This window comes from Avibacterium sp. 20-126 (assembly GCF_044358625.1).
GTDB lineage: Bacteria > Pseudomonadota > Gammaproteobacteria > Enterobacterales > Pasteurellaceae > Avibacterium.
On record NZ_CP091457.1, the window covers coordinates 2136968 to 2151640 of the forward strand.

General features: G+C 40.5%; 8 protein-coding genes, 2 tRNA genes and 3 rRNA genes. 2 read left to right on the forward strand and 11 right to left on the reverse strand.

The genetic code is table 11. The features are described 5' to 3' along the window. Nucleotide 1: 1 nt before the first annotated feature. Nucleotides 2-1033, reverse strand: a complete 1032-nt coding sequence (gene mltG / locus L4F91_RS10075; RefSeq protein WP_395897887.1) for an endolytic transglycosylase MltG — start codon at nucleotides 1031-1033, stop codon at nucleotides 2-4. A gap of 245 nt (nucleotides 1034-1278) precedes the next feature. Here mltG and L4F91_RS10080 point away from each other — a divergent pair, with 245 nt between their 5' ends. Beyond that, nucleotides 1279-1413 (forward strand): hypothetical protein, encoded by a 135-nt coding sequence (locus L4F91_RS10080; protein WP_256594088.1) that lies wholly within the window; start codon nucleotides 1279-1281, stop codon nucleotides 1411-1413. Between the two features lie 56 nt (nucleotides 1414-1469). Further along, nucleotides 1470-6335 (forward strand): DEAD/DEAH box helicase, encoded by a 4866-nt coding sequence (locus L4F91_RS10085; protein ID WP_395896292.1) that lies wholly within the window; start codon nucleotides 1470-1472, stop codon nucleotides 6333-6335. Nucleotides 6336-6440: 105 nt separating this feature from the next. Here the strand turns inward: L4F91_RS10085 and serA are convergent, their stop codons facing one another. From serA to L4F91_RS10135, 10 genes are all read right to left on the reverse strand, one after another. Further along, nucleotides 6441-7673, reverse strand: coding sequence for a phosphoglycerate dehydrogenase (gene serA, locus L4F91_RS10090; RefSeq protein ID WP_395896295.1), 1233 nt, complete (start codon nucleotides 7671-7673; stop codon nucleotides 6441-6443). Nucleotides 7674-7695: 22 nt separating this feature from the next. Continuing rightward, nucleotides 7696-8355: a ribose-5-phosphate isomerase RpiA gene (gene rpiA, locus L4F91_RS10095; RefSeq protein WP_395896297.1), complete on the reverse strand. Its 660-nt coding sequence runs from the start codon at nucleotides 8353-8355 to the stop codon at nucleotides 7696-7698. A 102-nt stretch (nucleotides 8356-8457) separates the two neighbouring features. Then, nucleotides 8458-9606: a radical SAM family heme chaperone HemW gene (hemW, locus tag L4F91_RS10100; protein WP_395896300.1), complete on the reverse strand. Its 1149-nt coding sequence runs from the start codon at nucleotides 9604-9606 to the stop codon at nucleotides 8458-8460. After that, complete coding sequence (gene rdgB, locus L4F91_RS10105) at nucleotides 9606-10220, reverse strand: RdgB/HAM1 family non-canonical purine NTP pyrophosphatase (protein WP_395896302.1); 615 nt, start codon at nucleotides 10218-10220, stop codon at nucleotides 9606-9608. The genes hemW and rdgB overlap by 1 nt, the downstream gene beginning before the upstream one ends. Before the next feature lie 149 nt (nucleotides 10221-10369). Continuing rightward, nucleotides 10370-10741, reverse strand: a complete 372-nt coding sequence (locus L4F91_RS10110; RefSeq protein ID WP_250351468.1) for a helix-hairpin-helix domain-containing protein — start codon at nucleotides 10739-10741, stop codon at nucleotides 10370-10372. Nucleotides 10742-11062: 321 nt separating this feature from the next. Continuing rightward, a tRNA-Trp gene (locus L4F91_RS10115) sits at nucleotides 11063-11138 on the reverse strand. 8 nt (nucleotides 11139-11146) lie between these two features. Continuing rightward, nucleotides 11147-11223: transfer RNA gene (locus L4F91_RS10120), tRNA-Asp, on the reverse strand. An 11-nt stretch (nucleotides 11224-11234) separates the two neighbouring features. Beyond that, nucleotides 11235-11350, reverse strand: a 5S ribosomal RNA gene (gene rrf, locus L4F91_RS10125). Between the two features lie 50 nt (nucleotides 11351-11400). Continuing rightward, nucleotides 11401-11516 (reverse strand): 5S ribosomal RNA (gene rrf, locus L4F91_RS10130). A 102-nt stretch (nucleotides 11517-11618) separates the two neighbouring features. Beyond that, a 23S ribosomal RNA gene (locus L4F91_RS10135) occupies nucleotides 11619-14517 on the reverse strand. Nucleotides 14518-14673 lie beyond the last annotated feature (156 nt).

The window sequence follows — 14673 nt, forward strand, 5'->3', positions numbered from 1 at the left end:
CTTATTTCTCACTTTTCTGTTGGCGATACCAACGCAGATATTCCTGTACGGCCTGATTATGTTGCTGTAGGTTTTTGCTAAATTTATGCCCGCCCGTGCCATCTGCGACAAAATATAAAAATTCCGTTTTTTCAGGGTGAGCAACGGCTTTCAACGCACTTTCCGTTGGCATTGCAATTGGTGTAGGGGGCAAACCCTCAATCACATAAGTATTATAAGGGGTGGCTTCTTCCAAATCTTTACGCCGAATATTGCCATTATACCGCTCACCCATTCCATAAATCACAGTTGGATCAGTTTGCAATTTCATTTTTTTATTCAAGCGATTAATGAAAACAGAAGCCACTTTGCCACGCTCATCATTTAAAGCGGTTTCACGCTCTACAATAGATGCCAAAATCAACATCTCATAAGCATTTTTTAATGGTAAATCGGCATCACGCTCTACCCACATCTTTTCTAATAATTTCGTCATCCGTTCAGCCGCCCGTTTTAAAAGCGCCAGATCGGTAGATTTCGGCGTATAGTGATAGGTATCTGGATATAACCAGCCTTCAATTTTATGCGGTAAATCTGCCGGCAAATCCAATAATTGATAAATTTCTTCTTCTGTTTTATCTGCCAAAGTTTGTTGCAAATAAGGGGCTTTCGTCAGGGTTTTACGCCACGTGTTAAAGGTATCTCCTTCTAAAAAACGGACATTCAACTGCACTTCCTTACCTTCGTTCAAACGTTGCAACAAATCCGCCAGCGTTTTTACACCGTCAAGGCTATATGTTCCTGCTTTAATCTTATTTAATTGTGGTTGAAGTTTTAATAACCAAGGTAAATAAGTGGCATCATCAATCAGCTTTTCTTGCTCCAACAGCTTCGCTAATTTTGCACCTGTCGTGCCACGCTCCACGGTTAATAATTGATTAGCTTGCACATTCACGGGGTGATTTATCCATTGTGTGAGGTGCTGATAACCCCAGCCCCCTAGCCCACCAGCCAAAACCAATAGCAGTAAAATAGAAAAGAAAAATTTTTTCATCATCAATCCATCATCAAAAAATTGCAGGCAAGTGTATCATAGACAGGCAAATTTTCAGAATGTTATAAGAACAAGAACAGGATAAAAAATAAAGTGCGGTGAAAAAATTCATAAAATTTCCACCGCACTTGCCATCAACAAATTCAATCTATATGTTTTGTTGAACTATGAAAACTGTCATAACCTGATATAATCCGAAAAATTTAGTTCATCTAGATCATTAAATTAAAAATAAGGATTGTGAAATGAAAAATTTAGATCATAATACCAGCCAGCCAGCCAGCCAGCCAGCCAGCCAGCCAGCCAGCCAGCCAGCCAGCCAGCCAGCCAGCCAGCCAGCCAGCCAGCCAGCCAGCCAGCAGGATTATCCCATCTATTAAAAACCTATCAAGACATTTCTTTAACTGAACGTGAAAAAGGTACTTATTTTGAATATTTGACCATTCAGTATCTCACTCACGAACCAGCTTACCGCGATTTATACCAAGAAGTTCTCACCTTTGCCGACTGGGTAGAAAAATATCAACCTGAAGGAACAAGAAAAACCGATACCGGCATTGATTTAGTTGCTATTGACTTTGAAGAAAAATTCACCGCTATTCAATGTAAAAATTACTCTCCAGATCATCGTATTCGAAAAAGTGATATCGATAGTTTTTTCACTGCTTCGGGTAAAAAAATTTTTTCTCACCGTTTAATAGTTACTACTACAGATCACTGGTCTGAAAATGCGGTGAAATCCCTTTATGATCAACAACCACCTGTAACCGTCATTGATCGTTCAGCTTTAGAAAATAGCTTAATTGATTGGTCATCATTCCAATCAAAACAAGAAGTAAAAATTCGTGCGAAAAAAACATTAAGAGAACATCAAATTTCTGCATTAAATGCAGTAAAAACTGGATTAGAAACCGCTGATCGAGGAAAGTTAATTATGGCGTGTGGAACAGGTAAAACGTTCACCTCGCTCAAAATTGCTGAAACTATTGCTGGGAAAGGGAAAAATGTCCTCTTTTTAGTACCTAGTCTTGCTTTGCTTTCTCAAAGTTTAACAGAATGGACGCAAGAAGCTGATATTCCAGTACATAGCTTTGCGGTGTGTTCTGATAGCGATGTAGGAAAGCAACATAAAGAGAATGATGAAGATTTAATACAAACATATATTCACGAATTACAATATCCCGCTACCACAAATGCCGAAAGCCTATTTAAAGCTGTAACATTTAGGCACAGTAATGAAGCAATGACAGTAGTTTTCTCAACATATCATTCCATAGATGTCATTCATCAAGCACAACAAAAAGGATTGGCACCGTTTGATTTAGTTATTTGTGATGAGGCTCACCGTACGACAGGTGCAAGTTTTGATGATGATGAAAATGAATCAGCATTCTTACGAATTCATAATAACGATTACATCAATGCCCATAAACGTCTTTATATGACAGCAACTCCTCGCATTTATACTGAAGATGCGAGGAAAACAGAGGGGGTGATGGTTTATTCAATGGATGATAAAAATCTATTTGGAGATGAGTTTTACACCATTAATTTTTCAAGTGCAGTAAAAAGAGGATTGCTAGTAGATTACAAAGTTCTCGTTTTAGCCGTAGAAGAAAGCCACATTAATCGCCGATTAGAATATTTACTAAATCGAGAAAACAATGAAATTCAAGTAGATGATGCTGCAAAAATTGTTGGGTGCTGGAAAGCCCTATCTAAATATGGTATTGAAGATGATCTTGCTGATGACAGCCAACCGATGAAAAGAGCGGTAGCTTTTTGTCAAGTTATTGAAAAAGATTATAAAGGTTCAAAGCATAAAGTCAGTTCTAAAGCTATTGCAGAAATGTTTGATACGGTAGTAACCGCTTATCAAAAACAAGAAATTGAAGCACTCAATGAAATTAATCCTGAATTAGCGCGAAATCAATCACTCACCTTAAAATGCGAAGCAGAACACGTTGATGGTTCAATGAATGCGAGTGAAAAATCCAGCAAAATTAATTGGTTAAAAGCCGATTCTGATGAAAAAACTTGTCGAATTCTATCCAATGTACGTTGTTTGTCTGAAGGAGTTGACGTCCCCGCTTTAGATGCGGTGCTATTTTTAACAGCACGTAATTCACAAGTAGATGTAGTGCAATCAGTCGGTCGTGTAATGCGAAAAGCAGAAGGGAAAAAACGAGGCTATGTCATCTTACCCGTTGTTATTCCTGCCAATAAAACGCCAGAAGAAGCCTTAAATGACAATGAAAATTATCGTGTAGTGTGGCAAGTATTAAATGCCTTACGTTCTCATGATGATCGCTTTGATGCAATGCTCAATAAAATGGAATTTGATGATGCTGCGAAAGATAAAATTGAAGTGGTTTCCGTCATTAGTGAAATATTTAGGAAACAAACTAAAAAACAACAAGCGAATAAGAAAAAATACGATAAATCAGGACGTGGGCAGCACAATATTGGTACCAAAAGTAATGACGACTTTGCTGCTCAGCAACTTGACTTCCAATTTGAAGTAGGTGAAATTGAACGAGCTTTAGTAGCAAAAATCGTTAAAAAATGTGGTAATCGTATCCATTGGGAAGAATGGGCTGCCGATGTAGCAAAAATTGCACAAACCCATATTGATCGCATTAATGCCATCTTAGAAAATCCACAGAATACAGCCCAACGTGAAGCCTTTAATGCCTTTGCAAACGAATTACGCGATGATCTCAACAATGCTATTAGCGACAGCGATGTAGTAGAAATGCTAGCACAACATCTAATTACCAAACCGGTATTTGATGCATTGTTCGCTAATGATAACTTCAGTGCGCATAACCCAATGTCAATGGCATTACAAGAAACAATTGATAAATTACAAGGGAAAAACATTGCCAATGCGGAAACCAAACGCTTACAAGAGTTTTATGAAAGCATTCAATTCCGAGTAAGCAATATTCAATCTCCAGAAGGCAAACAACGTATTATCAAAGAACTTTATGAATCGTTCTTTAATAACGCATTCCCTAAGATGCAAGAGCGTCTTGGTATTGTTTATACCCCAATTGAAGTGGTTGATTTTATCTTGCATAGTGTTGAAGATGTGCTACAACAAGAATTTAACGCCTCTCTTGCTGATGATGGCGTACAAATTCTAGATCCTTTTACTGGAACTGGCACTTTTATCACACGTTTATTGCAAAGTGACTTAATTCCAATTGATAAACTACCGAACAAATATCAGCAAATTCACGCCAATGAAATTGTGTTGCTGGCTTATTACATTGCGGCAATTAATATTGAATCGGTTTATCACGCCTTATTAGCGAAAAATGAACAACCAGATGAAACGAAAAAACAAGGCTACCAACCTTTTAAAGGTATCTGCTTAACCGATACTTTCCAACTTTATGAAAAAGAAGATTTAGTTGATGCCATTTTAGAAGAAAACTCCGCTCGCCGGAAACGCCAGAAAAAACTGGATATTCAGGTGATTATTGGTAACCCACCTTATTCAGCTGGGCAAACTAATGCTAACGATAACAATGCCAATGTCGCTTATCCATTGTTAGATCAACGTATTAGTAATACTTATGCAAAATTTTCTGATTCTACCAATAAAAATAGCCTTTACGACAGCTATATCCGTGCGATTCGTTGGGCATCTGATAGAATTAAAAATAAAGGTGTCATTGGTTTTATCACCAATGCAAGCTTTATTGATAGCAATGTTGCAACAGGGGTACGTAAATACCTTGCTGAAGAATTCTCAAGTTTATATATTTTTCATATGCGTGGAAATTCTCGGACTTCTGGTGAAGAAGCCAGAAAAGAAGGTGGAAATATTTTCGATATTCGTACGCCAACAGCTATTTCTATTTTGGTAAAAAATCCTGATAGTGCAAAAAATGGCAAGATCTATTTTTGTGATATTGGTGATTATCTTAAAAAACAAGAAAAGCTGAATAAAATCATTGAATTTAAGAGCATTAAAGGTATTTCCCAACATAATGCTTGGCAAGAAATTATTCCCGATGAATTTAATGATTGGTTAAATCAACGTGATACTAGTTTTACTCGTTATATTGCCATCGGTGATAAAAGAAATAATGAATCCTCTGTTATATTTACTAATTATTCCAGAGGTATCGCATCAGCTAGAGACGCTTGGGTTTATAACTTTGCTAAAGAAAAACTTATTCATAATATGAATTCAATGATTGATGTTTATAATCAAGAAGTTGCAAAATATCAACAAAAACATAAAGAAAATTCAAATTTAGAGATCAATGATATTATTACATTTGATAGTAAAAAAATAAGTTGGAATAGAGGATTAAAAGAAGATCTTAATAGAGGAAAAAATCATACTTTTAATGACAGATTGATTAACATTGCTATGTATCGCCCATTTACAAAATCTTATTTATATTTTGATAAAAACTTTAATGATATGACTTACCAAATCCCCAAAATCTTCCCAACCCCAACGGCGGAAAATAAGGTGATTTGTGTTACTGGATTAGGTGTTACAAAAGCATTCTCTTCAATTATTTCAAATGTAATTCCTGATGTACAATTATTGGCAAATGGTCAATGCTTTCCGATTTATTTATACGAAGAGGATAAAAAAGAAAAAGGAAAATACCATCGTACTGATGCCATTACCGATCAAGGCTTGGCTTATTTCACCGAATATTATGCTGATTTTAATATTCAAAAAGAGGATATTTTCTACTATATTTATGGTTTATTGCACAGTGAAGAATATCGTCAACGTTATGCCGATAATTTGAAAAGACAGCTTCCTCGTATTCCACGCGTGAAAAACATCAAAGATTTTTGGCAGTTTGTACAAGCCGGACGCGCATTAGCAGAACTTCATTTACATTATGATCAAGTGCCAATGTATGATGGCGTACTATTTTCTGGTGGATTAAAAATTATTGAAGATAAACTCACTGGTGGCGGTATTCCTTTTAAACCAGAAGATTTTTATGTGGAAAAAATGAAATTTATGCAAAGAACAGACAAAAGCAAAGTGAAATATAACGAAAAATTCACTATTGAAAATATTCCGTTAGAAGCCTTTGATTACATTGTCAATGGCAAATCCGCATTAGAATGGGTAATGGAACGTCAATCCGTTAAAGTGGATAGAGACAGTGGTTTAATCAACGATGCTAATGATTGGGCAAAAGAAACAATGCACAATCCAAAATATCCATTAGAATTATTCTTGCGTGTTATTACGGTAAGTTTACGCACCAGAGAAATTATACAAGGTTTACCAAAGTTAGAAATTGAATAATTAACTCAGGAACCACAACTAACCTAAAAAAAGTGCGGTGGAAAATCTTAATATTTTTCTACCGCACTTTTCTTTCTTGGTTAAGCTTAAAATTCAAAGGCGATATTAATACAACACCCTTGCTCGAATGGTGCCGTCAATTTCACGCAGTTGTTGTAAGAGTTGTGAACAGTCATCAGTTTCTACATCAATCACAACATAACCAATTTTTGGATCGGTTTGTAGGTATTGTGCAGCGATGTTAATATTTGCTTGCACAAAAAGTTGGTTAATGTGGTTTAACACGCCCGGGCGATTTTCGTGAATGTGCAATAAACGCTTGGTTTTGCTGTGTTCTGGTAAAGACACTTCAGGGAAATTAACCGCTGAAAGCGTTGAGCCGTTATCGGAATATTTCACAAATTTGCTTGCCACTTCTGTACCAATATTTTCTTGTGCTTCTGCCGTTGAACCGCCAATATGCGGGGTAAGAATAACATTATCCAAACCACGTAATGGCGAAACAAATTCTTCATTAATAGAAGCGGGTTCTTTTGGAAACACATCCAATGCTGCCCCACGCACTTTGCCGGCTTTAATCGCGGCTGCCAACGCATCAATATCCACCACCGTTCCACGTGCGGCATTAATTAAAATACTGCCTTCTTTTAATTGTGCGATACGTTTAGCATTCATTAAATTTTTGGTGGAATCATTTTCTGGAACGTGTAGGGAAACAACATCGCTATTGGCAAGCAATTCTTCCAAAGAACCAACTTGCTGTGCGTTACCCAATGGTAGTTTGGTTTCAATATCATAGAAAAACACGTTCATTCCGAGAGATTCGGCAATCACACTAAGTTGAGAACCAATGTGTCCATAGCCAACAATGCCTAATTTTTTGCCCCGCACTTCGTGTGAACCTACAGCAGATTTGTTCCATAAACCACGATGCACTTCGGCATTGGCTTGCGGTACATTACGCATTAAGAGCAAAATTTCGCCTAGTACCAGCTCTGCTACCGAACGGGTGTTAGAGAATGGTGCATTAAACACGGGAATCCCTCGCATTTTCGCCGCTTCAAGATCCACTTGGTTCGTGCCAATACAAAAACAGCCCACCGCGATTAATTTGTTAGCGCACTCCAATACCTCAGCAGTTAAGTGCGTGCGTGAACGAATACCTAAAAAGTGGGCATCTTTAATCACTTTTTTTAATTCTTCTGGCTCAAGGGCTTTTTTATGATATTCAATATTGGTATAGCCTGCGGCATTTAACACATTAACGGCGTTTTTATGTACGCCTTCTAGCAGTACAAATTTAATTTTAGACTTATCCAGTGAGACTTTTGCTGACATTTTGCTCTCCATAATCAAATAGTTATTCGATAATTTCTGCCCCTTGCGGTGTGCCGACAATCACAATATCTGCGCCACGCAAGGCAAAAATACCATTGGTTACTACACCTGCAACATTATTTAAGGTTTTTTCCATTTCAATGGGATTTAAAATTGGAAAATTATATACATCTAAAATCACATTGCCGTTATCGGTTACCACGCCTTCACGATATTCTGGCGCACCACCTAAGCTGACTAATTTACGCCCAACTTGCGAGCGTGCCATGGGGATGACTTCTACAGGTAATGCAAAGGTTGAACCTAGTACGTCCACTTGTTTGCTTTGATCCACAATACAAATAAATTGCTTCGCGAGTGCGGCGACAATTTTTTCTCGAGTCAGTGCTGCCCCTCCGCCTTTGATCATCATTTTTTGAGGGTTAATTTCATCTGCGCCATCAACATAAATATCTAAACTGGATACATCATTGGCACTGAATACCTCAATCCCTTGTTTTCTCAATAATTCCTCTGAAGCTTTGGAAGCGGCTACTGCACCTTTAATATTATTTTTCATTGCACCAAGCACTTCAATAAAGCAGTTTACCGTTGAGCCACTTCCCACGCCGACAATCATATCAGGCTTCACATATTGTAATGCGGTTTGTGCCGCTTGCTTTTTCATTGCGAGTTGATCCATATTCTTTCCCTTAACGCATAATATTGATGTTCAAATTTGACATAAGTAACCGTTTGCGAACAAGGCATCTACTTTAATCCCATTCAAGGATAGATACAAGCCTTATTCTGGTAAAAACCCTGCTAATAATTCATTCAAAAAGAGTTTTCCTTGCTCAGTAATTTGCCAAGTGCGGTGGTTTTCCTGAATATATTTTTTTGATTTTGCCCACGCAATTTGGGGGGCTATCACGTCAAGCGATAATCCTGTCAAATGCTCAAACTCCGATTTTGGCACAGGTTCAAGCAAGCGAAAACGGTTCATAAAAAATTCAAAAGGACGATCTTCAAGCGCGATTTGTTTTTCTTCATATAAATATTCCCCACGCATATAGCCTTTCGGGTGCTTGGTTTTAGAAAAACGCCCTATTTCCCCATTGGGGAACGTTAATTTTCCGTGCGCTCCACAACCTATTGCTAAATAATCACCAAATCGCCAATAATTCAGATTATGCCGACACTGATCGCCAGCTTTTGCATAAGCTGATGTTTCATATTGTACATAACCTGCGTGGCTTAACAGTTGATGTCCTTGCTCAAAAATATCCCATAGGGCATCATCATCGGGCAAAGTAGGAGGGCGATAAGCAAACATTGTATTTGGCTCAATCGTCAGTTGATACCAAGAAAGATGGCTCGGTTCAAGGGCGATAGCTTGGTGTAAATCATCTTTCGCTTGCTCAAGGCTTTGATTGGGTAAACCGTGCATTAAATCTAAATTAATACGCTTGAAACCCGCTTCTTTCGCCATTTGTACCGCTTTTTTTGCTTCGGTCGCGTTATGAATACGCCCTAAACGTTGCAATTTTTCATCATCAAAACTTTGTATGCCTAAAGAAAGGCGATTTACCCCAGCTTCAACATAGCCCGCAAAACGTGTCGCTTCCGCCGTGCCGGGGTTGGCTTCTAACGTAATTTCAATATTTGGTGCAAACGCGATTTGCTGTTCAATTCCTTGTAATAATTGAGCTATGCCTTGTGCAGAAAACAAACTTGGCGTACCGCCGCCAATAAAAATGGAATGCAGTGTTCGCTCAGCAAGACTTGCTTGATAACGCAGTAGATCTTGGTGTAAATCAGCCAACAAATGCGCGATATATTCTTGTTCGGGAATGCCAGCTTTTTGTGCGTGTGAATTAAAATCGCAATAAGGACATTTTTGCACACACCAAGGAATATGCACATACAGGCTTAATGGCGGTAAAACTCGCATTATTTTGACCGCACTTTTACTTGTAAACGTTCTTTTAATACACTTAATGCACTGGCTCGATGTGAGATTTTTTTCTTCTCTTGGGTATCAAGCTCGGCAAAAGTGCGGTCTTTTTTAGGATAAAAAAACACACTATCGTAGCCAAAACCATTTTTTCCTTTTTCTGTAAAGGTAATTTCACCTTCACATTCCCCCTCGGCAATAATTGGTGAAGGATCCGTTTCGTGTTGCAATAAAACAATGCAGCTCACAAATTTAGCCTGACGTTCACCAGTGGGTACATTTGCTAATTTTTGCAGTAATTTTTTACGATTTTCAGCATCAGCCTGCTCACCCTCAACACCCGCATAGCGCGCGGAATATAAGCCCGGTTCGCCATTCAAGGCATTCACCACTAATCCGCTATCATCGGCAATAGCAGGCAAACCTGATATTTTGGCAGCATAACGCGCTTTTAATAAGGCATTTTCGACAAATGTCAGCCCCGTTTCCTCTGGACTTTCAATCCCTAAATCAGTTTGAGCAATGACATCAAAACCAAATTCGGCAAGTACATCAGCCATTTCTCGCACTTTACCTTGATTACCTGTAGCAAGCACAATTTTTTGTTTCATTGTTGTTCCTTATAAAATAAAAAAGGCGACTACTAAGCCGCCTTTGCAATACGAACTGATAGGAAATCAACGCAGGATTACCGCTCAATCACAATATTCTTCCGCAATATACTTAGTTTGATTAGTATAGTGCATTTTAATTGCGATCACTATTTGCTATTTTCACTAAATGATAAAGGATCAATGCGTTCTCTGTTTTTTTCTAATGTTGCTTTACCAATGCCCTGAACCTCCAACAGCTGTTCTATGGCAGTAAATTTGCCGTGTTTTTCTCTATACTCAACAATCGCTTCCGCTTTTTTAGCGCCAATACCCACTAATGCACGTTGAATATCGCTAGCTGTTGCAGTATTGATATTCAATTTTTCGCCAATAAAAGAAGAAGAGGCTTTCGCCACTTCCACTGCGCTTTCTAACTGAGGACTCGCCTTATCATTTTGTTGAGATTGTGCGGCAACAGAAAAACTCCCTAATAATGCGGTTGATAGAAGTAAAGAAGATAAAATTGTCTTAATTTTCATTACGGTTTTCCTTATTCATAAAACAAAACGTATAAATACTGAATAAATCAGCGGTTATACTTTGCATTTCAGAGTAAAAACTCGCAATAAAAACACCGCACTTCTGCGATCACGATCGTAAAAATAAAGGAAATAGGTTAAAAAAGTAATCATATTGTTTAAAGATTACTTAACTTCTTATTTACTATCTGTAGACTTTAAATGGATAACATTTTGTATAATCCTGATTTTAAACTGCTACAAATAATCATCATAGAAAATGAATTTAAATAAAATCAGAGAAAATAGAAGAGGGAAAATATAGAAAAATAGGTTATATAATGGCAGGGGCGGAGAGGCTCGAACTCCCAACACCCGGTTTTGGAGACCGGTGCTCTACCAATTGAACTACGCCCCTAAGTGAAGTGGCGGAACGGACGGGACTCGAACCCGCGACCCCCTGCGTGACAGGCAGGTATTCTAACCAGCTGAACTACCGCTCCGCAAAATTTGTAATTGGCAGTGACCTACTCTCACATGGGAAAATCCCACACTACCATCGGCGTTATAGCGTTTCACTTCTAAGTTCGGCATGGAATTAGGTGGGTCCGCTACACTATTGCTGCCAAAAAATTTTATTTTGTTAATTTACTAATATCATAATAAATTAACAAAATAAAACCTGGCGGTGCCCTACTCTCACATGGGAAACTCCCACACTACCATCGGCGTTACAGCGTTTCACTTCTAAGTTCGGCATGGATTTAGGTGGGTCCACTGCACTAACGCCGCCAAGATAATTCTTTCGCTTATCTCTCTTCTTTATAGACTTCAAAGCCTTTCGCTCTAAAATCCCTACTCTTTCAATCAAAAACAAGCCAAAACCCTTGAGCGTTGTATAGTTAAGCCTCTCGGGCAATTAGTACTGGTTAGCTCAACGACTCACATCGCTTACACACCCAGCCTATCTACGTCTTAGTCTCAAACAACCCTTACCAACTTAAAGTCGGGGAGAACTCATCTTAAGGCAAGTTTCGTGCTTAGATGCTTTCAGCACTTATCTCTTCCGCATTTAGCTACCCAGCAGTGCCTCTGGCGAGACAACTGGTACACCAGTGATGCGTCCACTCCGGTCCTCTCGTACTAGGAGCAGCCCCTCTCAATTCTCCAACGCCCACGGCAGATAGGGACCGAACTGTCTCACGACGTTCTAAACCCAGCTCGCGTACCACTTTAAATGGCGAACAGCCATACCCTTGGGACCTACTTCAGCCCCAGGATGTGATGAGCCGACATCGAGGTGCCAAACACCGCCGTCGATATGAACTCTTGGGCGGTATCAGCCTGTTATCCCCGGAGTACCTTTTATCCGTTGAGCGATGGCCCTTCCATTCAGAACCACCGGATCACTATGACCTGCTTTCGCACCTGCTCGACTTGTCTGTCTCGCAGTTAAGCTTGCTTATACCATTGCACTAACCTGACGATGTCCGACCGTCATTAGCAAACCTTCGTGCTCCTCCGTTACGCTTTGGGAGGAGACCGCCCCAGTCAAACTACCCACCAGACACTGTCCGAACACCCGTTTCAGGCGCTTCGTTAGAACATCAAACGTTAAAGGGTGGTATTTCAACAACGACTCCACGATAACTGGCGTTACCGCTTCATAGTCTCCCACCTATCCTACACATCAAAATTCAAGGTTCAGTGTCAAGCTATAGTAAAGGTTCACGGGGTCTTTCCGTCTAGCCGCGGGTACACCGCATCTTCACGGCGATTTCAATTTCACTGAGTCTCGGGTGGAGACAGCCTGGCCATCATTATGCCATTCGTGCAGGTCGGAACTTACCCGACAAGGAATTTCGCTACCTTAGGACCGTTATAGTTACGGCCGCCGTTTACTGGGGCTTCGATCAGGAGCTTCTCTTTCGATTACACCATCAATTAACCTTCCAGCACCGGGCAGGCATCACACCCTATACGTCCACTTTCGTGTTTGCAGAGTGCTGTGTTTTTAATAAACAGTTGCAGCCAGCTGGTATCTTCGACTGGTTCATGCTCCATTCGCAAAGAACTTCACACTACGCCAGCGCACCTTCTCCCGAAGTTACGGTGCTATTTTGCCTAGTTCCTTCACCCGAGTTCTCTCAAGCGCCTGAGTATTCTCTACCTGACCACCTGTGTCGGTTTTCAGTACGGTTTAGTAAAGCCTGAAGCTTAGTGGCTTTTCCTGGAAGTGTGGTATCAGTTACTTCAGCTCCTTAGAGCCTCGTCATCATCTCTCTGTGTTGACAGTAGACCGGATTTGCCTAGTCTACCCACCTACCAACTTAAACGTACATCTCCAACAGTACGCTAACCTAACCTTCTCCGTCCCCACATCGCAGCTTTACCAAGTACGGGAATATTAACCCGTTTCCCATCGACTACGCTTTTCAGCCTCGCCTTAGGGGCCGACTCACCCTGCCCCGATTAACGTTGGACAGGAACCCTTGGTCTTCCGGCGAACGGGTTTTTCACCCGTTTTATCGTTACTTATGTCAGCATTCGCACTTGTGATACGTCCAGCAATCCTCTCGAACCACCTTCTTCCGCTTACACAACGCTCCCCTACCCAACAATCTTTCGATTGATGCCGCAGCTTCGGTACTATATTTTAGCCCCGTTACATCTTCCGCGCAGGCCGACTCGACTAGTGAGCTATTACGCTTTCTTTAAATGGTGGCTGCTTCTAAGCCAACATCCTAGCTGTCTAAGCCTTCCCACTTCGTTTCCCACTTAATATAGATTTTGGGACCTTAGCTGGCGGTCTGGGTTGTTTCCCTCTCCACGACGGACGTTAGCACCCGCCGTGTGTCTCCTGTGCAGTACTCTTTGGTATTCGGAGTTTGCATCGGTTTGGTAACCCGGGATGGGCCCCTAGCCGAAACAGTGCTCTACCCCCAAAGGTATTCACACAAGGCTCTACCTAAATAGATTTCGGGGAGAACCAGCTATCTCCCGGTTTGATTGGCCTTTCACCCCCAGCCACAGGTCATCCGCTAATTTTTCAACATTAGTCGGTTCGGTCCTCCAGTTAGTGTTACCCAACCTTCAACCTGCCCATGGCTAGATCACCGGGTTTCGGGTCTATACCTTGCAACTAGCCGCCCAGTTAAGACTCGGTTTCCCTTCGGCTCCCTTATTCAGTTAACCTCGCTACAAAATATAAGTCGCTGACCCATTATACAAAAGGTACGCAGTCACCCAAAAGGGCTCCCACTGCTTGTACGTACAGGGTTTCAGGTTCTATTTCACTCCCCTCACCGGGGTTCTTTTCGCCTTTCCTTCACAGTACTGGTTCACTATCGGTCAATCAGGAGTATTTAGCCTTGGAGGATGGTCCCCCCATCTTCAAACAGGATTCCTCGTGTCCCGCCCTACTTCTCGTAAGCTTAGTACCACACGCGATTTTTCAGATACGGGGCTATCACCCTGTTTCGCTTGACTTCCCAGTCAATTCTCCTAAATCACTCGCTATCACTTACTGGCTACTCCGCTTTCGCTCGCCGCTACTCACAGAATCTCGGTTGATTTCTTTTCCTCGGGGTACTTAGATGTTTCAGTTCTCCCGGTTCGCCTTGTTTACCTAGTTTATTCAGTAAACAATGATAGGTTCTTCACCTATCGGGTTTCCCCATTCGGACATCGTGGGTTAAACGCTTCTTATCAACTCACCCACGCTTTTCGCAGATTAGCACGTCCTTCTTCGCCTCTGATTGCCAAGGCATCCGCCCTGTACGCTTTCTCACTTAACTATACAACCTCAAGGATTTTTTTCCTTAAAGCTATCATCGTCATTCGTTGAGAATCGCTTACTTGCTTTTGTTCAAGTAAGTCTTCTTTTACTCAGACTTCTTCAATTCAATGATAAACTTTATCTTTTATCACCGGCTTGAAAGTCTCTTCAGTTT